At 69.5% G+C, this 19,487-nt stretch carries 20 protein-coding genes, 1 tRNA gene and 1 other RNA gene; 4 read left to right on the plus strand and 18 right to left on the minus strand.

Annotated features, from left to right (window positions below; genetic code table 11):
- Positions 1–9: 9 nt before the first annotated feature.
- From BMW88_RS05415 to BMW88_RS05455, 9 genes are read right to left on the minus strand one after another with little or no spacing between them, the layout of a single operon-like run.
- Positions 10–1,416 carry an RNB domain-containing ribonuclease gene (locus BMW88_RS05415; protein ID WP_089950197.1) on the minus strand — a complete coding sequence of 469 codons (1,407 nt, stop codon included), beginning with the start codon at positions 1,414–1,416 and terminating at the stop codon, positions 10–12.
- Positions 1,417–1,441: 25 nt separating this feature from the next.
- Positions 1,442–1,636, minus strand: coding sequence for a hypothetical protein (locus BMW88_RS05420; protein WP_089949505.1), 195 nt, complete (start codon positions 1,634–1,636; stop codon positions 1,442–1,444).
- Positions 1,633–2,106 (minus strand): hypothetical protein, encoded by a 474-nt coding sequence (locus BMW88_RS05425; RefSeq protein ID WP_089949506.1) that lies wholly within the window; start codon positions 2,104–2,106, stop codon positions 1,633–1,635. The genes BMW88_RS05420 and BMW88_RS05425 overlap by 4 nt, the downstream gene beginning before the upstream one ends.
- Positions 2,107–2,124: 18 nt before the next feature.
- Positions 2,125–3,126 carry a C40 family peptidase gene (locus BMW88_RS05430; protein ID WP_089949507.1) on the minus strand — a complete coding sequence of 334 codons (1,002 nt, stop codon included), beginning with the start codon at positions 3,124–3,126 and terminating at the stop codon, positions 2,125–2,127.
- Between the two features lie 3 nt (positions 3,127–3,129).
- Positions 3,130–3,726: a hypothetical protein gene (locus BMW88_RS05435; RefSeq protein ID WP_089949508.1), complete on the minus strand. Its 597-nt coding sequence runs from the start codon at positions 3,724–3,726 to the stop codon at positions 3,130–3,132.
- A gap of 29 nt (positions 3,727–3,755) precedes the next feature.
- On the minus strand, positions 3,756–5,633 hold the full coding sequence (locus BMW88_RS05440; RefSeq protein ID WP_089949509.1) for a hypothetical protein: 1,878 nt from the start codon (positions 5,631–5,633) through the stop codon (positions 3,756–3,758).
- A complete protein-coding gene (locus BMW88_RS05445) occupies positions 5,630–8,494 on the minus strand; it encodes an ATP-binding protein (RefSeq protein WP_089949510.1) in 2,865 nt (954 codons plus the stop codon). The genes BMW88_RS05440 and BMW88_RS05445 overlap by 4 nt, the downstream gene beginning before the upstream one ends.
- A complete protein-coding gene (locus BMW88_RS05450; protein ID WP_089949511.1) occupies positions 8,469–8,945 on the minus strand; it encodes a hypothetical protein in 477 nt (158 codons plus the stop codon). Before BMW88_RS05450 ends, BMW88_RS05445 begins: the two co-directional genes overlap by 26 nt.
- A gap of 3 nt (positions 8,946–8,948) precedes the next feature.
- Positions 8,949–9,227, minus strand: coding sequence for a hypothetical protein (locus BMW88_RS05455; protein WP_167977697.1), 279 nt, complete (start codon positions 9,225–9,227; stop codon positions 8,949–8,951).
- Positions 9,228–9,642: 415 nt separating this feature from the next.
- Between BMW88_RS05455 and BMW88_RS05460 the strand changes: the two genes are divergently transcribed.
- Entirely contained in the window at positions 9,643–9,906 is a 264-nt protein-coding gene (locus tag BMW88_RS05460) for a hypothetical protein (RefSeq protein ID WP_245777581.1), read from the plus strand.
- A gap of 31 nt (positions 9,907–9,937) precedes the next feature.
- Here the strand turns inward: BMW88_RS05460 and BMW88_RS05465 are convergent, their stop codons facing one another.
- Positions 9,938–11,062, minus strand: a complete 1,125-nt coding sequence (locus BMW88_RS05465) for a threonine synthase (RefSeq protein ID WP_245777582.1) — start codon at positions 11,060–11,062, stop codon at positions 9,938–9,940.
- 17 nt (positions 11,063–11,079) lie between these two features.
- Positions 11,080–11,459: RNase P RNA component class A (gene rnpB, locus BMW88_RS05470), an RNA gene on the minus strand.
- Between the two features lie 104 nt (positions 11,460–11,563).
- On the opposite strand from rnpB, the gene BMW88_RS05475 reads away from it, so the two are divergent.
- A complete protein-coding gene (locus BMW88_RS05475) occupies positions 11,564–12,085 on the plus strand; it encodes an NAD(P)H-dependent oxidoreductase (RefSeq protein ID WP_089949514.1) in 522 nt (173 codons plus the stop codon).
- Here the strand turns inward: BMW88_RS05475 and BMW88_RS05480 are convergent.
- Positions 12,078–13,154 (minus strand): bifunctional RNase H/acid phosphatase, encoded by a 1,077-nt coding sequence (locus BMW88_RS05480; RefSeq protein WP_089949515.1) that lies wholly within the window; start codon positions 13,152–13,154, stop codon positions 12,078–12,080. The genes BMW88_RS05475 and BMW88_RS05480 overlap by 8 nt on opposite strands.
- A gap of 60 nt (positions 13,155–13,214) precedes the next feature.
- On the opposite strand from BMW88_RS05480, the gene BMW88_RS05485 reads away from it, so the two are divergent.
- Positions 13,215–13,300: transfer RNA gene (locus tag BMW88_RS05485), tRNA-Leu, on the plus strand.
- Here the strand turns inward: BMW88_RS05485 and BMW88_RS05490 are convergent.
- From BMW88_RS05490 to BMW88_RS05515, 6 genes are all read right to left on the minus strand, one after another.
- Positions 13,279–15,042: a recombinase family protein gene (locus BMW88_RS05490; protein ID WP_089949516.1), complete on the minus strand. Its 1,764-nt coding sequence runs from the start codon at positions 15,040–15,042 to the stop codon at positions 13,279–13,281. The two genes, BMW88_RS05485 and BMW88_RS05490, sit on opposite strands and share 22 nt — an antisense overlap.
- A gap of 150 nt (positions 15,043–15,192) precedes the next feature.
- On the minus strand, positions 15,193–17,316 hold the full coding sequence (locus tag BMW88_RS05495; RefSeq protein ID WP_089949517.1) for an FtsK/SpoIIIE domain-containing protein: 2,124 nt from the start codon (positions 17,314–17,316) through the stop codon (positions 15,193–15,195).
- On the minus strand, positions 17,313–17,954 hold the full coding sequence (locus tag BMW88_RS05500; protein ID WP_089949518.1) for a hypothetical protein: 642 nt from the start codon (positions 17,952–17,954) through the stop codon (positions 17,313–17,315). Before BMW88_RS05500 ends, BMW88_RS05495 begins: the two co-directional genes overlap by 4 nt.
- Entirely contained in the window at positions 17,951–18,283 is a 333-nt protein-coding gene (locus tag BMW88_RS05505) for a hypothetical protein (protein ID WP_089949519.1), read from the minus strand. Before BMW88_RS05505 ends, BMW88_RS05500 begins: the two co-directional genes overlap by 4 nt.
- The gene (locus BMW88_RS05510) at positions 18,280–18,618 is read right to left on the minus strand and encodes a WhiB family transcriptional regulator (RefSeq protein ID WP_245777583.1); all 339 of its coding nucleotides are present in this window, start codon (positions 18,616–18,618) and stop codon (positions 18,280–18,282) included. Before BMW88_RS05510 ends, BMW88_RS05505 begins: the two co-directional genes overlap by 4 nt.
- A complete protein-coding gene (locus tag BMW88_RS05515; protein WP_089949520.1) occupies positions 18,611–18,808 on the minus strand; it encodes a hypothetical protein in 198 nt (65 codons plus the stop codon). The genes BMW88_RS05510 and BMW88_RS05515 overlap by 8 nt, the downstream gene beginning before the upstream one ends.
- A gap of 167 nt (positions 18,809–18,975) precedes the next feature.
- Between BMW88_RS05515 and BMW88_RS05520 the strand changes: the two genes are divergently transcribed.
- Positions 18,976–19,380 (plus strand): transcriptional regulator, encoded by a 405-nt coding sequence (locus BMW88_RS05520; protein WP_089949521.1) that lies wholly within the window; start codon positions 18,976–18,978, stop codon positions 19,378–19,380.
- The last annotated feature ends 107 nt before the right edge of the window (positions 19,381–19,487 follow it).

Below are 19,487 nucleotides of genomic sequence, written 5' to 3' on the forward strand. Positions count from 1 at the left end.
GCTCGATGCTCACACCGCCGTGAACCGGACCCGCCGCCCGGCCGGATCCGCTTCGTCCAGCCGGACGCGGATGCGTTCACCCTCCGGGAGCCGCTTCCCCGCGCACTTCGCGAGCACCGGCGGAGCGGCCACGAACACCTCGGCCTCGTCGTCGCCGGCCCGCAGCACCACGGCGTCGAACTCCTGCCCGGCACGCCCGGCGAGCACCTGCGCCTCGACCTGGTCAAGCGTCGCCCGTTCCACCTTCGCCGCCAGCGAGTCCGACGCCCCCATCAGCGACGGCAGCCGCGGCAACGCCTCCGCGAGCCAGGACGGCAGCTCCTGCCCCGCCGTGACGGCCAGGCAGACCTCCGTGGCGAAGCGGTCGACCAGCCGGCGCAGCGGCGCGGTCACGTGGGTGTACGGCGCCGCCACGCCGGCGTGGGTGGTGACCTCGGGAACGGTGCCGTCGAAGGCCGAGTAGCCCGCGCCGCGCAGCAGCCGCGTGGCGTCGGTGAACAGCGCCAGCGCCTCCGGCGTGGAGGCGTCCAGACCGGCGAGGAAGGCACCGGGCGAGAGGTCGGAGGGCCAGTCCACCCGCAGCGCCGCCGCCGACTTCCGCAACGCCGCCACCGCCTCGGCGTCCGGGTCGGGCAGCGTCCGCAGGACGCCGGCGCGGGCCTCGAGCATGATCGACGCGGCCGCCATGCCGGTCATCAGCGAGATCTCGGCGTTCCACGCGTCGACCGCCGCACGCGGCCTGGTCACGAGCTTCCAGCCCGCGCCGTCCGGCTCGACCTCCTGCTCCGGCAGGTGCAGCTCGATCGCCCCGCGCTCCAGCGCGAGCGCCCGGCGCAACGGCCCGAACTCGGCGAGCGCCGCGACCGAGGGGTGCGGGTCGCCGGCGTCGAAGGTCTGCTGGACCGAGGCGTAGTCGAACTGAGCGGTGGAACGCACCAACGCCCGGCGCACCTCGACGTCCGACGGCACGCCTTCCGCCGTGCAGGTGAACGTCCACAGCACCGCCGGCCGCACAACACCGGGCAGGAGGGACGCCGCGCCCTCCGACAACACGGTCGGGTGCAGCGGCACGTTGCCGTCGGGCAGGTAGATCGTCTGGCCACGGCGACGCACCTCGGTGTCGAGGGCGCCGCCCGGCGTCACGAACGCGCCGAGGTCGGCGATCGCGTAGTGCACGACGAAGCCGTCGCCCGACTTCCGCACGCACAGCGCCTGGTCGAGGTCCTTCGCGCCGGGCGGGTCGATCGTCACCAGCGGGATCGAGGTGAGGTCGGGGCGGTCTCCGGCGGAACGGGAGACCGCCGCCTCGGCCTCGGCGAGCACGGCTGCCGGAAACGACGAGGGCAGGCCGAACTCGGTGCGGACGCCGTCGAACGACAGGTCGGCACGGCCCGTGCGGATCACCAGAGAAGCCACCCGCACAGCCTAGGTGGCCGGGTGGTCAGTCCTCGTCGTCGCCGCGCCACTTCTTGTCGGACTCGTCGGCGGCCTCGGTCCGCTCACGGGCGATCTCCAGCGCACGAGCCGCGGTGGCCTCGTCCGGGTAAGGCCCCATCCGGTCGGGTCCCTTGCACCCCTTGCCGTGCTCGACCGCCTGGTGCGTCAGGCAGTAGTACCAACCGCTCGTGTCACTCATACGCGTTCGCCTCCCAAAGGCGCCGGGAATCCCCGCGGCGGCGTGGACTGGTTGGCGTTGGCGTACTCCGCGGGGATCGGGTCCAAACACGACACGAGCACCGTGCGGCCCTCCGCGTTCTCGATCTTGCGCCCGGCCCGGTCGCGGTAGACCAGCGAGCCGTCGGAGTCGATCTCCATGATCGCGCCGACCTCGGCCAGCTGCTCCTCGTCGAGGTCGGAGAGCTTCTCGTAGCGCGAGGGCACCACCCGGTAGATCGGCCACTTCAGGTGCCCGTACGTGCGGTGGAACTCCGCGAGCAGGTGCGTGAGGTGCTGCTGCCACGGCAGCGACATCGCCTCGGCCAGCGCACGCGGGATCACCACGTAGTCGGACGAGACCCCCGGTGCGCCGGCCGCCACGTAGTCACGCACCGGTGTGCTCGACGCGGGTGGTCCGGACGGCCTCGGGATGGGGTCGTGGTTGAACATGCAGCGCCTCCCCGCGATCTACACGCCCGGCCGGACGGCCAGCGGCATCAACTCGTGGTAGTTCCAGTTGATCTTGCTGATCTTCACCACGTCACCGGTCTGCGGCGCGTGGATGTACTCGTCACCGCCGAGGTACATGCCCACGTGGTGCACGGTGCGCGGGTTCGACGTGTCGGTCGCCCAGAAGATCAGGTCGCCCGCCTGGGCCTCGCGCACCGGCAGGTGGGCACCGCCCTGCTCGTACTGGTCGTTCGCCACCCGCGGGATCTTCACGCCGGCCGCCCCGAACGCCTTCACGAGGATGCCGGAGCAGTCCCACGCGTCCGGGCCGTTGCCGCCCCACAGGTACGGCTCGCCGAGCTGCTCCTTGGTGAACCCGATCGCGATGCCCGCCGCGTTCGAGGCGAGCAGGAACCGGCCAGCGCCCGCGCCGCAGCCCGCCGGGTCGCTGACCTGGCCCAGCTCGCCCAGCAGGAAGGCCGCCATGGCCTCCCAGTTGTGGTACCGGTCGGGGAACGCCGAACGCTCCACCGCCTGCGCCGAGTCGCCGGGACGCTTGTTCTCCCAGTCCGGCACCGTCAGCAGCACGTCGTAGAACTTGTTGATGGCGTAGGTCGGGTCGGTCACCTCGGCGGGCGATCCCCAGCCCATCGACGGCCGCATCTGGAAGATCCCGAGCGAGTCGCGGTCGCCGTAGTTCAACGGCCGCAGGCCCGACTCCGTCATGCCGGCCTGGATCGCGATCTGCCAGGCGAGCGGAGGCAGCTTGCGCTCCTGGCCGATGGAGATGATCCGCGCGACGATGTTGCGCTGCTCCTCGTTGAGCCGCGACGCGTCGTGGCGGCCCTTGTCGCCGCCGCCCGCGTCCCACGGCCCGATGGCGGCGTTGCAGCTCATCCTCACGAACTCGGCGTTCGCCGAGGGGTTCGTGGAGTTGCTGACCACCTGTGTCACACCCGACGTCGCCACCGTGACCACGACGATCGCGACGAGGGCCCCGACCAGCATCATGAGCCGCATGGGTCAGTCCGCCTTCGTGTAGCTGTTCACACGCCATTCGTTGCTCGGCGTCTTGACCAGCGTGATGACCACCTTGCCGGAGTCCGTGCCCACCTCGAAGTCGGCCGACGACACGAAGGACTTCTTCGCCGCGACCTTCTGGGTGATCTTCGTGGGGACGTTCTTGGGATCGATCGTCGCCATCTGCGCGAGGAACTCCTCCGTGGTGTACGGGCGGAGCTGCGCGAGCCACTTGTTCACGTCGTTGTCCGGCGGCGGCTTGATCCAGTTCTCGGCCCACAGCTCGGCGATGAGCTGCGCGTCGGCCTGGGGCGGCGCCGCGGACGCCGAGATCGACGGAGCCGGCTGCTTGGTCGGCAGCGAGGCGCCGCTCGACGGGAGCTGCCCCACCTGGGTGCCCTGCGCCGACGTCGACGGCCCGCCGGCGATCGACGGGTCGGCGGACCTGCGGTCGAGCACCCTCGGGATGACCACGCCGAGCGCGACGACCACCACCACGAAGATGATGATCGAGGCGCCCAGGTGCCGCGGGGAACGCAGCGGCCATCCCCACAACCTGCGGTAGACCGCGGCACGGCCGCGGTTCGTCCGGATCGGCATCTACGCTCCCCTCTCGTCAGCGGACACGGTCAGCTGTTGTCCCTGACCTCGAAGCCGCGCGACGGCCGGTAGATCACGTGCACCGGACGTCCCGCCACCACTTCCGTCTCGGCCCTGCGGGGTTCCTGCACCGGCGCCGAGTAGCCGTTCGCGCCGGCGGACCGCGACGGCACGAGAACGGCGTCGTCGACCCGGTCCCACTGCCGGTCGGTGACCGGTGGGCTGTCGACGACGCGCGACCGGCCGACCGGCAACGCCGCCGGGCCCGATCCCGCGGGCAGCGCGCCGGAGCGCACGCTCGACGAGTCGCCGGTGCCGAGGACCTGGCCCGGCTGGGAGTCGCGGTCGAGCCGCTGCGCCGTCGCCATGACCGGGTTCGACGCCTCCGGGCGCACCCGGCCGCGGCCGCGCTGCGGCGTCTCCTCGCCGGTGCCGTCGTTGTCCCGCACCGACTCCCAGAACTCGTCCTGCGGCGTCGGGCCGGCGGGCTTCTTCCTGCCGAGCATCTTCGACCAGACGCCGCCGCTCATCGGCAGGACGTTGCTCGCGGAGCCGACGGACATCTCGACCATCTGCCACATGCGGCGCAACGGCTTGCCGATCACGAAGCACACGAGCGTCAGCATCAGGCCGAGCAACGTCCGCGTCAGCAACGACAGCCCGGTCGCGTTGAAGATCGCCTGCAACAGCAACGCGTGGACACCCGCGAGGACCGCGAGCACCAGCACGTTGAACACCGTCACGGCGGCCGCGCGCGCGACCTTGCGCAGCAGGTCGTGGTGGATCAGCGCGACGAGACCGATGAGCGGCCCGGCGAGCGTGAGGATGCGCAGCAGGAGCTGGGCCAGCAGCACCGCGGCCTTCGCGAAGAGCTGGAACAGCGAGAACGCGATGGACTGCAGCAGCGCGAGGAACCCGGCGCCGGTGCGGCTGCCGTCGGTGCCGTCGAAGTAGCCCTTCGCGGTGCCGAGCTGGCCCTCCAGCGCCTTCCACTCGTTCTTCTTCGCCTCCAGGGCCGCCTGGTCGGCATCCTTGTGCTCGGCGACCTCGGCCGTGGTCCACGCCTGGGCCTTGAGGATGCGCGGACCGTACTCGGCGGCCTGCGGTGCCTCCGGTGTGCCGAACGCGCCGCGCAGCCAGCTCTGGTAGACGACGGCGTCGTGCAGCTTCGTCGGCAGCACGTGGAGCGTGCCTTGTTCTTCCGGCGCCTCGATGAACCCCGCCTGGATCTCCGAGGTCTTGGAGACCAGCGTGTTGTCGAGGAGGTTGTAGAACTGCGGCAGGGCCAGCGTCGAGGTCGCGAGCCACATGGCGGCCAACGCCCAGAGCCCGCGTTTGGAGATCGTGGCGAAGTCGCCGGTCCAGATCTGCCGGAACATCAGGATCGCGAGGATCAGCGCCACCAGGCCGAACCAGCGCAGGTAGATGTTGTCGTAGACCTTCTGCACACCGTTCTTCACGGCGTCGTCCAGCGGGACCAGCAGGCCGCGGCCCATCACCGTGTAGTGCAACGCGTTCGTGGCGCCGACGATGTTCTTGCCGATGCTGAACAGCTCGTTGCCGGCCCACGTGTCGATCGTGGCGTTGGCGTCCGGCAGGACACCGCACTTGGGCTGGTAGTTGTGCCAGACCATGCCCGCGTAGCCGTACTCGAGGTACGGCGAGCCGGGCAGGCCGTTGCCGACGGGCGGGTCGAGCGCGCCGACCATGCCGGCGCCCGGCCGTTCCGGGTTCGGGGGGTCGCCGCAGGCCTGGGCGTGCGCCATCGGGGCTCCGATGACCACCTGCAACGCCAGGATGGCCGCCACGAGACCGACCGATTTGCCCCGTGCTGACGCGCGCAGCGCGAACCGCCGCCTTGCCCAGAGCAAGGCGGCGATCACGAGCACGATGGTCAGCGCCGTCATGCGCTGCCGCCCCGGTGGCGGTGGGGCCCGTCACCGTGGCCCACCAGGTGGGCCTCTTCTTCCTCCGTCAGTCCGAGCTCCATGTCCGCCGCCAGTTCGTCGTCGATCTCGTCGGGCACGTAGGCGGGCGGCTGGGAAGCCGCGTGGTCGTCCACCGCCGGCACGAGCTCGCCCTTGCCGTTGTCGCGCTTGGCGTCGGGCGTCGTGTCGAGGGCGTTGCGCAGGTGTTCCAGGTGCGGACCGCTGAAGTCGATGCGGATCCGCTCCACGCCACCGGCGCCGTCGCCGAAGATGAACTGGCGCGGAGCGCGGTCGCGTTCGGTCGCCGTGCGCTCGCCACCGGGACGGCGGCCCAGCGAGGCGACGACCTGCTCGTACCCGGCGCCGACCGGCACCTTGAGCAGCCGCAGCGCGTCCGCCTGCGCCTGGTCGTCGTCGAGCCTGCCGACGAAGACCGAGTCGAGCAGCGCCACGAAGCCCTGGATCCTAAGGAAGTCGGCGGGGATCTGGCTGGAGAGCAGCACGCGGACGTTCCACTTCCGCGAGTCACGCGCGAAGCGGTTCATCAGCACGCGGCCGGTCGGGACCTCCGAGAGGAAGAACGCCTCGTCGATCCAGACGCCCTTGCGCTGGTCCTTCGGCTTCTCGTAGATCGAGCGCTGGGTGAGCCAGGCGGCGAGGTTCAGCATCTCGACGCCGAGCGACTCCGCGTCCGTCCAGTGCTCGCGGCCGACGCCGTCCTTGGGCAGGTTCAGGCCCGCCATGGTCAGGACGGTGAGCCGGTCGTCGCGCACCTCGTTGTACGGGTCGTGGTTCTCCTCCGGGATGAGCAACGACATGCGCTCGCGCATCTCGTCGAGGAAGTCCGCGACGACGACGGCGTGCTCGTGGTGCTCGGACGCGTCGCGGCGCAGCGCCTCGAAGACGAGACCGGGGTGGGCGTCGAAGCGGCCACCGACCGTGCGGACGGCGCGCAGCAGCACGATGCGCGTCTGGGGCAGGCGCGCGACCTCGAACGGCAGCAGACCGGTCAGCACGTCCAGCACCAGGCGGCGCCGGGTCGCCGCCGCCAGCGCCTTCTCGCGGCGCCAGGCCCGTTCCGGGTCGTCCTCGTCGAGGAAGTGCTCGATCATCGGCTCGGCGACCACCCGGTACGGGTTGAGGATGCCGGGCTGCGCGTTGAGCAGGTTGATCGGCCGCGCGTACGGGCGCAGCTCCGGCAGCTCGCACAGCGCGGCGAGCGGGCCGGACGGGTCGAGCAGCGTCCAGTGAGCGCCGGCGCGCAGGGTCTTGTAGACGATGCCGCCGCCGAGGAACGACTTGCCGGCGCCCAGGCCCGCGACCATCGCGGTCAGGCCGGAGGCGTCGCGGAGCTCCTGGGCCATCCACGGGTCCCACGCGACGGGGCGGCGGGTGGCCGTGACGGTCTCGCCCAGCAGGATGCCGCGCCGGTCGCCGACCTCGGCCGTGGCCGTGGGGACCGCGGACGCGGCCCACAGCACGCTGCCGCGCCGCAGGTACGCGCCGTTGGACAGCGGCTCGCCGGGGATGAACTCGCGGGCGATCGCGTACTGCGCCTCCGGGTGCTCGATCGCGATCTTCGGCTTGTACAGCTCCAGCAGCTGCTGGGCCAGCCGCAGCGCCTCGCGCTCGGTCGGGCCGGACACCGCGAGCCGCCACCACGAGCGCACCCGGGTGCCGAGCGCGGTGAAGCCCGACGTCATCTCGTCGTCGATCTCCAGCACCCGGCCGGCCTGGCGGGCGAGCGACTGCGGTGGCTCCAGCTCGTGCTCGTCGGTGTAGTGCCGGACCTGCGAGCGCACCTTGCTCATCTGGCGCGACAGCTCCCCGGACACCTCCTCCGGCCTGCGCACGTAGATGCGGGCGGACCACTCGACGGAGGCGGGCAGCCTGTCCGCGCGCTGCACCCACGGGTCGTCGACCTCGGGGATCTGCAAGCCGTGCATCAGCCCGACGGTGAGCACGGCGACGTGCCGCTTGATGCCCGCGTTCGAGCCGGTGCGGCCGCGCACCGTGACCGTCGGCGAGTAGGGCTCCTGGTGGAAGTCCGCGGCGTCGGTGAAGGACGCCAGGTCCTCCGGTTCCCACGCGGCACCGGGCACGGCGGGCATGTTGCGCGGGGCGGGCAGGCCCAGCGAGCACGACCGGTGCATCAGCCAGGACATCTCCTCGGCCGTCGCCGGACGGCCTTCGAGCCCGGCGGACCCGATGACCTGGTCGAGGTGCTCGACCTCGGAGTCCAGCGCCACCAGCTCGGCGTCGACGGCGTCCGGGAAGACCTTGCGCAGCACGGGCGCCGCGCGTTCGACGGCGCGGTCCATCATGTTGCGGGTCTGCACCTGCACGCCCAGGTAGACCTCTTTCTCCGCCATCGAGCGGCCCATGAGCTGCTGCTGCTCGCCGACCATGTAGTCGTCGAACGACAGCGTGCCGGGCGTGTCCGGCAGGCGCTTGACGGCGTTGTGCACGTGGGCCTCGGCCCACATGCGGATCGGGTACGGCCGCGTGGTCACCCGCAGGTGCATCCAGCGGCCCTGCAGCTCGGCGTACTGGCCCGCGATGGCGGCGATCAGGTCCTGGCGCTGCGAGTCGCTGCGGAACGACCAGCGCTGCGGCGCGAGCCGGTACCAGGCGTAGACCTCCTGGCCGGTGCGCAGCAGGTGCCCGTCGATGCTGCGGGCGGCGATCGACGGGGTGTAGCTGGGGACGGCCTGCTCGCCGGGCAGGCGGCGGCCGCGTTTCGAGTAGGCCGCCCGCTCTCGCTCACGCGGGTCCGCGGCGGCGTGCTGGGCGATGTGCTGGGCGGGGCGACGGTCACGGTCTCGCCGGCGTCCGAACACCGCGAACCTCCTTCTTACGGCTGGCTGACGTCCGGCGGGTCTGGGCCTGCTGTCTCGCCCGGCGTTGTTGTTTCTTGGTCAACTTGGGACGAGGCCGCTGCGCGCTGACCCGGATCCGGGCGGCGCTCGCCGCTCCTCCGGAGCTCGCCGTGCGTTCTCGAGGTGCGGTCAGTTCGCGGACCCACATCGACATGACAGCCGTGAGGGGCCGCTCATGGCTGATCCGCGCCGTGATGAACCGGGTGAGGATGATCGTCGCGACGAGGGCCCACGCGGTCGAGAAGAACCCGAACCCGACGCCCATCTGCCGCTCGATCGTGAGCACGACGAGGAAGACGACGATCCCGACGCCCCACGCGACGTATCGCGCGCGCCACGGGAAAGTCGCTTTGGGCGGGCCGAGCCAGACGGCGTCGACGCGGTAGACCTCGTCGTCAGTGCGGACCCGCACGGATCAGCCTCCGACGAACAAGCCGGCGAGCCACTTGCCGATGTTCGACCCGGCGTCGGTCGTGACCGCGAGGCCGATGATGGCCAGCGCGACGATCACCCCGCCGAGACGGCGCATGACGCCCGCGTTGTCACCTTTGCCACCACCCAGCCACAACAGCAGGAGCGCGACGGTGAGCAAGAGCAGTGGAACGATGTTGTCCAGGATCCAGTCGCGGACATTGCCTGTGCCCGGCACCGTCGGCTGCTGCTGAGCGAGTGTCACCAGGTCCATGGCGGTCATTTCTTACTCCAGAGTGCGCTCGGGCTTGCGCTACGAGTAGAACACGAGATCGTCACGACGTGTGTAGCTGTTGGTGCGGGCTGTAGATCATCTGGCCGTTCCCCCTGCGAGGAATTACGTCTAATCTGGCCGACACATCATCACTGAGGAGACGCCAGTGGGGAACACCCGGCTCAAGATTCTCTCCGACGCCGCCAAGGTTCACCCGACTGCGGACGCCCTGGTCACCCTCAGTGCGTGCACCCTGAACACGCGCACGAGTCCACCCATGTGAACGCGCTGATCGGCCGGTTCGCGACCCCGCCGGGTGTGCGGCCCGGAGCCACGACTCCGAGGAGATTCGCCGATGCTCGAACCTGACCTCGCGCCGGACGGAAGTGTGGACGGAATCACAGCCTCCCCTAGTGCTCCAGGCGTGGTGCAGCCTACCGGGGACGGCCCGCAATCCCGGCGCCGGGTCCAGCGGACGATCAACTTCGACCGGTCCGTGCTCGAGCGCGCCCGTGCGGCGGCCACCTACCTCGCGTCGTTCGAACCCCAGTCCGGGGTGCGGTCGCTCGCGGACATCGTGAACCCCGCCGTGCTGGCCTACGTGACCGAGCTGGAAGAGCTGTACAACGCCGGCGAGCCGTTCCGGCCAGTGCTGCGGATGCCGTCGGGGCGCCCGTCCAAGCGGTGAAGCCCGGCAACGCCCGCGTCCCGCGCCTGACCTAGCGGCGGACAGCCGGGTACTTGATGCCCGCGCCGGTGTTGAGCACCACCACCTCGTCGTCCGCCTCGAGCCAGCCGGTCCCGCGCAGCTCCCGGACCGCGCTGATCGTCGCCGCGCCCTCCGGGCACAGGAACACGCCTTCGCGCCGGGCGCACTCGGCGCGGTCGGCTTCGACCTGCTCGTCGGTCACCGCCGTGGCGGTACCACCGGTCTCCCTGATGGCACGCAGGATGATGAAGTCCCCCAACGGTTTCGGCACGTTGATGCCGAACGCGCTCGTGTAGGCGCCGTCCCAGAACACCGACTCGGCCCCGCCCTCGTCGAACGCCCGGACGATCGGCGCGCAGCCGGTGGACTGCACGGCGACGAGCCGCGGCAGCTTCCCGCCGATCCAGCCGAGCTCGCGCATCTCGTGCAGCGCCTTGTGGATCCCGATCAGGCCGACCCCGCCGCCGGTCGGGTAGACGATCACGTCGGGCACGCGCCAGCCGAGCTGCTCGACGATCTCGTACCCCATCGTCTTCTTGCCCTCGATGCGGTACGGCTCCCTCAGGGTCGAGGCGTCGAACAGGTCGACGTCCGCGATGGCCCTGGCGGCGTCGGCGATGGTGCCCGGCACGACCCGCAGCTCGGCGCCGCTGGCCGCGACCTCCTCGCGGGTGATCAGCGGGGCGTCCTCCGGCATGGCGATGACGCTGCGGAGCCCGGCCCGTGCCGCGTACAGGGCCCAGGCGGCGCCCGCGTTGCCGTTGGTCGGCATCTTGATGCCCTCGACGCCGAGCTCCTTGGCCCGCGCCACCCCGACCGCGGCGCCGCGGGCCTTGAACGAGCCCGTCGGGATGAGCGCCTCGTCCTTCATGAGGAGGTGCACGTCCAGCTCCCGGCTCAGCGCCGGCAGCGGGACCAGCGGCGTCATGCCCTCACCGAGGCTGAACGCGGGGTCCGGGTCGCGGACGGGCAGGACGTCGCGGTAGCGCCACAGGCTGTCGCCGCCGGTGGGCTTCGCGACCCCGGCGAGGTCGTAGCGGGCCAGCAGCGGTGACGCGCAGTCGTGGCAGACGTTCTGGATGACGTGGGCGTCGTGCACACGGCCGCAACGGGCGCATTCCAGATGCGAGAGCATGCCCGCATGCATACAGGCGGATGAGCCGGCATGTAAGCCGGATCCTGTTCGTGGGAACGAGTCCCACTCGGCGACCATCCATCTGGGCCTGCCGTTGCCGACAGGCTCTAGCGGCCTACCCGCGAGCATCGGGCGGGCAGCCCTCGAACGCTCGCGCAGGCACTCTCGTGCCCTTTTGACCTTGCTCCGGGTGGGGTTTACCTAGCCGCCCCAGTCACCTGGGGCGCTGGTGGTCTCTTACACCACCGTTTCACCCTTACCCCGGCTCGCGCCGAGGCGGTCTGTTCTCTGTGGCACTGTCCCGAGGGTCACCCCTGGTTGCCGTTAACAACCACCCTGCCCTGTGGAGTCCGGACTTTCCTCGACAGTCTCCTGCCGCGGCCGCCCTGCCGACTCATCCGCGCACCGAGGATATCCCAGCCGCTGGGACTGGTTGTCCACCCGGTCCCGGCGTTGGTTGACTCGGTGCCATCACACGACGTCGCGACGGAGTGACCTGCCATGCCCGACCTGCTGATCATCTCCGGTGCGCCGTCCCCCGCCGCCCCCACGGGCGTGGTGGTGTCGCAGGTGTCCGCGCTGCTCCAGGCCGCGGGCCACCGCGTCTCCCACCTGGACGTGCGCGCCCTGCCGACGTTGTCGCTGCTCACCGAGGACCTGCGCGACCCGCGGATCACCGCCGCGGTGAGCGGCGTGCTGTCCGCCGACGGCGTGGTCGTCGCCTCACCCGTCTACCGCGCCGCCTACAGCGGCCTGGTGAAGGCACTGCTGGACCTGCTGCCGAAGAAAGCCCTGCGCGGCCGCGCCGTGCTGCCGCTGGCGACGGGCGGCAACCAGGGTTTCCTGGTGGCGATGGACTACGCGCTGCACCCGCTGCTGGCGGCCAAGGGCGCCGACCACGTGGTGCGCGGCGAGTTCGTGCTGGACCGGAAGGTGGGCTCACCGGAGGCGGCCGCCGCCCTGGAAGCAGCGGCCGACCGCTTCCTGCGGGCGCTGACCCCGCGCCTGCGCAAGGTCAGCTGAGGTGTGACGTGTCGTTGACGAGCTTCACCGACGCGTGCCCGTCCGGGTAGAACTCGGCGACCGACACACCCGTCAGGTCGAGGTGCATCCGGAACAGGAACTGCGGCCCGACGTCCAACGCCTGCCGCAGCAACGTCTTGATCGGCGTGACGTGACTCACGACCACGACCGTGCTGCCGCCGTACCTGGCGATGATCTCGGTGCGCGCCTTCCGCACCCTGGCGTGGACCTCGTCGAAGCTCTCACCCCGCGGCGGCTTGACGCTCGTGTCCCCCAGCCACCGCCGGTGGACCTCCGGGTCCTGCGCGGCGGCCTCGGCGAACGTCAGCCCCTCCCACGCGCCGAAGTCGGTCTCGATGAGCCCCTGGTGCGTGACGACCTCGAGCCCGGTCTTGTCCGCGAGCTTCTGCGCGGTCTGCGCCGCCCGCTGCAACGGCGAGGAGATGATCGCCGCGATGTCCACCCCGGCCAGCCGGGCGGCGGCCTTCTCGGCCTGTTCCAGCCCGAGGTCGGTGAGCGGGTGATCGCCCCGGCCGGAGTAGCGCCGTTCGACGGACAGCCGGGTCTGCCCGTGCCGCAGCAGGACCATCCGCGTCGGCTCACCCGTGGCCCCGCTCCAGTGCGGCTGCTTGTCCCCCTCGGCCGCGGGCACCTTCTTCTGCTCTTCCTTCGCCCCGTCCATGGCTTCGTTGGCGAGCCGGTCCGCCTGCCGGTTGCGCTCCCGCGGGATCCACTCGTAGGTGATCTTCTGGAAGGCGTGCGCGAGTTCCTGCGCCTCCCTGGCGAGCGGCTGCATCGACGGGTGCTTGATCTTCCAGCGCCCGGACATCTGCTCGACGACGAGCTTGGAGTCCATCCGGACGTCGACCGCCTCGGCCCCGAGCTCCCTGGCGGCCCGCAGACCCGCGATGAGGCCCTGGTACTCGGCGACGTTGTTGGTGGCGACGCCGATGGCCCCCTTGCGCTCGGCCAGCGTCTCGCCGCTCCGCCCGTCCCGCACTACCGCGCCGTACCCAGCAGGTCCGGGGTTGCCCCGCGACCCGCCGTCCGCCTCGACGATGACCTTCACCGGCCGATCGTAGCCCCGCGTTCAGGCCCCTCCGGAGGCCCTGTATGCTCTTCCCATCCAGTCTGGGTGGCGGAATGGCAGACGCGCTAGCTTGAGGTGCTAGTCCCCGCAAGGGGGTGGGGGTTCAAGTCCCCCCTCGGACACCAGCTTTATCCCTACCAACAGGGCGGATGCTCCCATCGAGCGTCCGCCCTGTTGCGTTGTAGACGATCTCCACGCCGAGCGCCTCATACAGTCTTTGCAGCTCGTCGGGGTCCGCCTGCCTGATGACCTTCTTCACGTCGCCGAGCGAGTCGATCATGGCGTGGATCTCGGCGACGCTTCGCCCGACGCGTGTCGGCACCCCGTTCAGCTCGGCCTGAGCAGCCGCGCGTTTCTCCTGCGCCTCGTTCATCGCCTCAACCAGTGCAGACGGGTCGATTCCCGCAGCAATGGCGTCTTGGAATCGGCGCAGCTTCGCTTCCGCGTCGGCGAGACGTTTCCTCGCGGCGGAATGGTCGGGGGCACCGGTCTCGCCGTTGTCTTGAGATGCGACGAGAGCCGCCACCGTGTTGTCAACGTTCCTCGGGTCGAAGAGCCGATCAATCCACCTGTTGAAGTGCTCAATAGCCGCAGCCTCAGGCAGGTACACGTTCGTCGGGTGCCCCTGCAACGCGGGCGAACCAGGAACCATCGTCCGAAGCGCACAGCGGTAGTAGGTCCTCGGACCGCGCGGCGTGCCCTCCATCCGACGGCTGCAATAGCCACACTTCACACGTCCCCGAAGCGGGTAAACACGCTTGGTCCGCTTCGGTCCCCTCACCAGCTTCTTTCCCGCCGAGAAGCCACCGGCCGCCCGCGACCGACGAAGCAACTGCGCTTGAACGAAGTCCTCGACCTCGATCACGTGCGGATGTGCTTTCTTCCGAGAACGCACCACACGGTCAGGAGCAGCCTTGCGGAATCGCACCACGTGACCGGCTCCCACGTCGTCCGGGTCGAGCAGCATCTCTTGGCGCGTCCAGCGTCCGAAGAACGCAAAACCGGTGTAGCGCGGATTCTCCAAGATGGCCCGGACCGTGCTGCCCTGCCACCCGTCGGCGAGCCGATGCCGGTTCTGGTCCGGCCGCCGAGCCGACGGACACGGAATCCCGTCGCGGTTGAGGCCGTTCGCGATAGCCCGGTCTCCCATCTCACCGGTCAGGTACTCGGCGAAGATCCGCCGCACAACCGCCGCGCTCGGCTCGTCGATCGCCAGCACGCGCAGCCTGTAGCCCTCTGCCGCCTTCCTCGGGTTCGGGTGCGGTCCGGCGTCAACGACCGTGTACCCGTACGGTGCGCGTCCGCCCTGGTGCCGTCCTTCGTTGACGACCTGGGCATCCATCGCCGCCCGAACACGAGCCTGCACGTGCTGACGCTCCGACTCGCTCATGCCGCCGAGCACGCTCATCAGCATCTTGTGGGACGGGTTCCGCGAGTCGAACTTCCCGCCGAGTTCCGGCACCCACAGGTCCACGCCGTAGGCGGCGAACTTCGGTGCGATCAACGAGAACTGATTACCGAACCAGCATCGCGTCCCCTCGCCGACCACGACGGCGTTCCATCCCCGGTTCTTGTCCTTCAGCGCGGCCAGGAGACGCGATGCTTCCGGCCGCCGCTCCCACGGCACCGAGCGCGACTGGCCGACGTCGAAGAACTCCTCGACGATGACGCCGCCCAACGGCTCGACAAACTTGTTGGCGTTGCCGTACTGCCATCCTCGCGACGTCTCCGGATCTTGGTTGTCCTCGGTCGAACACCGGCCGAGGAACGCGAGCGGTCCGATCCCGTCTCCGACCGTCTCGGCGACCTCGACGCCGAGCAGATCGTTGAGCGCCACCCACGGGTCCTGACTGATTTCAACAGTCATCCGTCCCCCTTTCCCGAGGCGCGTCGAGCGCCTCGACCTCGGTAACCCTGATCAGTACGTCTAGCAGTATGCGGCTTACCTCCCTGGTGAGGACAGGCAGTTCAGCAGGTGGGTTGAACCTGAGTTCGCCGTCCTGCGGCTCTTCGGCGATCACGATCGGCGTCCGACCACATCGCTGGACATGCTGATTTCAGCATTGGCCGCGATGCGTTCGACCGCCGCGCGCAGATCGGCCGTCAGGTAACCGCGTACACGGCGAGTGCCCTCATCGGTCTGGATGTACTGGCGCGTCGGTCGACAACCCAACTCGCCCATGTCGACGCCGAACGCGGTCACCTCCACTTCGAGTGCCTCGGCGAGTTCAGCAGTCGGTACGAAGTCGCGCGTGTTGACGTCGTCGCCGAGGTAGTCGACGACCGATGCGAGCGGTTCGGGTAGCTCGACCTCGGCCAGGCTCGCCACGGCACCGGTTCCTATTGCCTTGACCGCCGTCGAGCGGTCGAGCATCGGCGGAACGTCCTGCCCGGCCGCGTGGCCGCTCAGGGTTCCTTCTGCCTCCCGCAGCGCGCGGCCACGTTCGCAGATCTCGCGCCAGTCCTCGTTGGGCATGTAGTAGGTCCGCACGGTCAGCGCGAGTACATCGGCGCCAGCTTGGGTCTCGCCGTCCGGCCGCAGGATGCCGACGCCCCGATGGGACGGAAGTAGGCGGCTGCTGTCGTATCCGCGCGTGTTCATCTGCTCGCCGAGAATGATGTTGCTGTCGCGGAAGTCCATAACGCGCAGGGCGAAGCGGGAGCCGAGCACGGCGCGCAGCTTGGTTGGGATGGTCTTGCTGTCCGGTCGCTGCGTTGCCAGGACGAGGATGATCCCCGCCGCCGGCGCCTTCTTCGCGAGCCACGTCAGAAGCTCCCCGATGTACTCCCCCGCCGTGAGCTTCTTCCCTTGCACCTCAACGGGAGTTCGATCCTCCAGTGCGATGTGGACCTCGTCCACGATCAGCGCCGTGATTGGCATAGCCAACGACTGATCACGGGACATGTCCGGTGTCACCTTCGACTCGGGACAGGTGACGTCGTCGAGGTCCTGCATCCGCCGGTAGCGGTTCTGGACGTCGGCGACCAGCTCGACGAGCCAGTCCAGGAATGCGAGCACGTGTTCGGCGTCGTCGCCCGCCATGAATCGATGGGCGACCTTCTCGGCGGCTTTCCAGTCCTTGCCGTTCTTGAAGTCGGCTACGTACAGCCGCACGTGCGGGTCCAGGATCAAGCCCGCGGCTGCCAGTCGTTCGGCCATTGTCTTGCCCTGTCTGGGAAGCGCGCCGATCAGAAGCGACGTCCACACAAGCGGCAGCGTGATTCGTCTGCCGCGCGCATCGGTACCGAACGGCACCGGCCGCCACGCGTCCCACCGCTCGACCGCCAGCAACGGCGTCCGGATCGGCGGCTTCGCGTACGGGTCCTCATCGGCAACCCACATCGCGACGCGTCCGGCGTGCCCACCGTTGCCTCGCACTCGCTCGACACTGAGTTGGATCTCATCGACCGCCAGTGCCGACGCCAAGTCTTCCCGGTGCTTCACGACATCGGCCGCCTTGCGGGTGGCGGGGAGATCGACGGTGACCGCCCATCCCCCGCCCTGGTGCTTCGCCCGCTCGACGAGCCGCAGGCTCTCGTCCTTGCCGATCAGCTTGGCGTCGCGGAACGCATCCACCAAGATCTGCGGATCCATTGTCCACGCGAGCGAGCGTGGCCCGGCGAGAGCAGCCTTTCGCCCAGGGTTCCCATCCTTCTGCCTGCCGAGGATCGCCAGCGCCGCCGAGCCGACAGCGCCGGCGATCCACAACGCGCAGTGCCCGTAGACGAGATCGAGGATCGCAAGGGAGACAACGGAGACCGCGACGACAAAGCCGGTCACCTTCCACCGGAACAACGTCAGTCCACGGATCTCCGCAAACCTGTCCGCCAACTTCTCTGCCTGCTCCGCAGCCTCGCGGTAGTCGCGTACACGTACCCAGCCCCGCCAACCGCGCACGGCGACCACCAGGCCGCGAAAGATGGCTCGAACGAAGCGGATCGGCGACCGCGACAGCCACACGAGCCCGTCCTTGGCCGCGTACCCGAGCGCCTGCCGTGACTTTAACGCCGCCGGAACGAACCACGACCGCTGCCACCAGCCCGCCACGCGGTGAACGTGTGGCGGCTGAGCCACGTCCGCGTGGTCGTCGACGAGTTCACCTTCGAACACCGGTCCCGCCGGAACCATCTCGCCGGTCATGACGGCACCTCGGCGTTCAGCGCCGTAGCCAGCCGCGACGACAGGCCACGCGAGCACTCCGTCACCTCACGCACCCACGCGGGCGTGACCGTCACGTCCGGCGTGCGAGCCGCCCTGGCAACCGCGAGGTAGTCGTCAAACGACGTCCTCGGATGAGCGCGCTTCTGCGCCTTCCGCAGAGGAGTCGGCGAAACCGCCGGTTCCGCCGGTTCGGCCGTGAACGCGGCGACCGCCGAGCCGAGCTTGTCCCGAAGGTCGGTTACCGCCTCGGCAGCGACGAACACGACGAGCGGCGGAGTCGAGTGCAACACCACCAGCGCGGCCGATCCGGCGGCGTACGCGCTCCAGGTGTTCATGACGTACGTCGCGCCGAGCGTGAACCACTTGGCCGCCCGCACCCAACCACCCATGCGGATGCGGTGCCGGGCCGTGACCTGCTCGGCCCGAAGGATCGCCAGCAGCACCAGCGACACCATCGGGTCGAGCAACCACGCCGCGCACCAGGCGAGCGACCACGCCGGCGAACCAGCCGCCGCGAACTGCTGAACGTTGGTCATCGTGAACGCCAGTCCGAGCAGAATGCCGGTCCAGCACAACCGATCGACCTGCACCGCTACACGCTCGATCGGCTCGCTCATCGCCGTTCACCGCCTCGACGGCGCGGCTCGTACGTCGTCACGGTCAGGGCCTTGGCCAGCGTGTACGACGCGAACAGCGCGGGCACGGCGAGCACCGCGACGAGCAGCCAGCCGCTACCTCGTTGGGTGATCACGATCCACTGCGCCACGACGATCAGCGCGGCGTTGAACAGCACCCGCCCGGCGAGCGAGACGAACCGGGCACTCGTGCGCGCCGCGCTTGCCGCAGCCTTCGCGCGGCGTGACGCCGTCCGCCAGATGAGCACCAAGACCAGCAGCGCACCTACAGCGGCCATGATCTGAGTCAGGGTGAGGGTGAGAGCGTTCATGAACGCGGCCCCCTCTCGAAGCGGTCACCGCGTCGGAGCCAGTGCGGGTACAGCTCCCGCCGGTCGTCGTCGGTGAGCGCACCCCACACGCCGGTGGTGTCCTCACCAGCCGTGCGGAGTTCGAGTTCCAGGCACTCGTCCTGCACTGGGCACCCGGCGCACGTGCGCTGAGCCAGTTCACGATCGGTCAGCTCCTCACCGGCGTCCGGCGGCTCGTTCGTGAACGCCCACATGCACAGGCCGTCACGCTCGACGACTTCGGACAACTGGTCGGTCGGCACCCAACGCAAGCGGTCCAGCGACCACGCGATGCCGATCAGGCGGTCGTCAGTCACGGAGCGCCCCCGGACCGGCGTTGGCGAGCAGCGGCAGGAGCGCGCTCACGGGGATGACGGTCTGACCGTGGCGGCGTTCGGTGCGCAGCTTGCCGAGCCGGATGGCGCGGCAGACCTCGGAACGATCGACACCGAGCACCCACGCGGCCTCGCGGATGGTGTGAGCGGACGTAGTCAGAGAAGTACGCATGAGGAATAGCCTTTCTGCGAGAAATGATGATTTCAGGTTCGTGAGTGCTGATATCAGCACTCACTTAGACGTGCTTGATCGCAAATGGCGGGTGAAACGCCGTGTCACGTCGCAGCGCGGGAAACAGTGACTAATCTCAGCGCCGAGGGCGGAGCGCGGAGGAATACGTGTCGGAGGATTGGGCGGCAGTCGCCAAGGCGATCAACCAGCGCGTGAATGAGCTGGGATTGCAACAGAAGGAACTGGCCAAGCGGTCGCACGTGTCACTCGCGATCGTGCGCGAGGTTCAGCACCACCTCGTGGAGCGCCGGCGGAGCCCTCGAACCCTGGAATCCCTGTCCACGGCGCTGGGTTGGCACCCGCAGCATCTGGACGCAGTGCTGCACGACCGCACGCCACCGGCCGTCGATGACCCCGTGGTGGATCTCGCCGACACGCTGTGGTCGCGAATCGACCGCGTCGAAGAGCGTCTCGAAGACATCACCGAACGCCTTGACGCTCTGAAATCCGACATGGCTTCGGTTGTGGATCAGCTCGCGGAAGTCGCTAAGCATGTCCGCGGCCGCCGGTAGCTGACTGTTTCGGCTGGTTGAGCTGCTGTTTTCCATGGCACTAATTCCACTGCGAAACCGCGCCGGAGCCCACACAACAACCACGCAAAACCACCACAAGTTCCCTG

It is taken from the genome of Lentzea xinjiangensis (assembly GCF_900110955.1).
GTDB classification, from domain to species: Bacteria; Actinomycetota; Actinomycetes; order Mycobacteriales; family Pseudonocardiaceae; genus Lentzea; species Lentzea xinjiangensis.

Bases quoted from the DNA above. Each gene is read 5' to 3' on its own strand.
- BMW88_RS05440 (WP_089949509.1), bottom strand. From the start codon at position 5,633: ATGACGGCGCTGACCATCGTGCTCGTGATCGCCGCCTTGCTCTGGGCA.
- BMW88_RS05430 (WP_089949507.1), bottom strand. From the start codon at position 3,126: ATGCGGCTCATGATGCTGGTCGGGGCCCTCGTCGCGATCGTCGTGGTC.
- BMW88_RS05505 (WP_089949519.1), bottom strand. From the start codon at position 18,283: ATGAACGCTCTCACCCTCACCCTGACTCAGATCATGGCCGCTGTAGGT.
- BMW88_RS05500 (WP_089949518.1), bottom strand. From the start codon at position 17,954: ATGAGCGAGCCGATCGAGCGTGTAGCGGTGCAGGTCGATCGGTTGTGC.
- BMW88_RS05515 (WP_089949520.1), bottom strand. From the start codon at position 18,808: ATGCGTACTTCTCTGACTACGTCCGCTCACACCATCCGCGAGGCCGCG.
- BMW88_RS05465 (WP_245777582.1), bottom strand. From the start codon at position 11,062: ATGCTCTCGCATCTGGAATGCGCCCGTTGCGGCCGTGTGCACGACGCC.
- BMW88_RS05455 (WP_167977697.1), bottom strand. From the start codon at position 9,227: ATGACCGCCATGGACCTGGTGACACTCGCTCAGCAGCAGCCGACGGTG.
- BMW88_RS05420 (WP_089949505.1), bottom strand. From the start codon at position 1,636: ATGAGTGACACGAGCGGTTGGTACTACTGCCTGACGCACCAGGCGGTC.
- BMW88_RS05435 (WP_089949508.1), bottom strand. From the start codon at position 3,726: ATGCCGATCCGGACGAACCGCGGCCGTGCCGCGGTCTACCGCAGGTTG.
- BMW88_RS05475 (WP_089949514.1), top strand. From the start codon at position 11,564: ATGCCCGACCTGCTGATCATCTCCGGTGCGCCGTCCCCCGCCGCCCCC.
- BMW88_RS05490 (WP_089949516.1), bottom strand. From the start codon at position 15,042: ATGACTGTTGAAATCAGTCAGGACCCGTGGGTGGCGCTCAACGATCTG.
- BMW88_RS05425 (WP_089949506.1), bottom strand. From the start codon at position 2,106: ATGTTCAACCACGACCCCATCCCGAGGCCGTCCGGACCACCCGCGTCG.
- BMW88_RS05495 (WP_089949517.1), bottom strand. From the start codon at position 17,316: ATGACCGGCGAGATGGTTCCGGCGGGACCGGTGTTCGAAGGTGAACTC.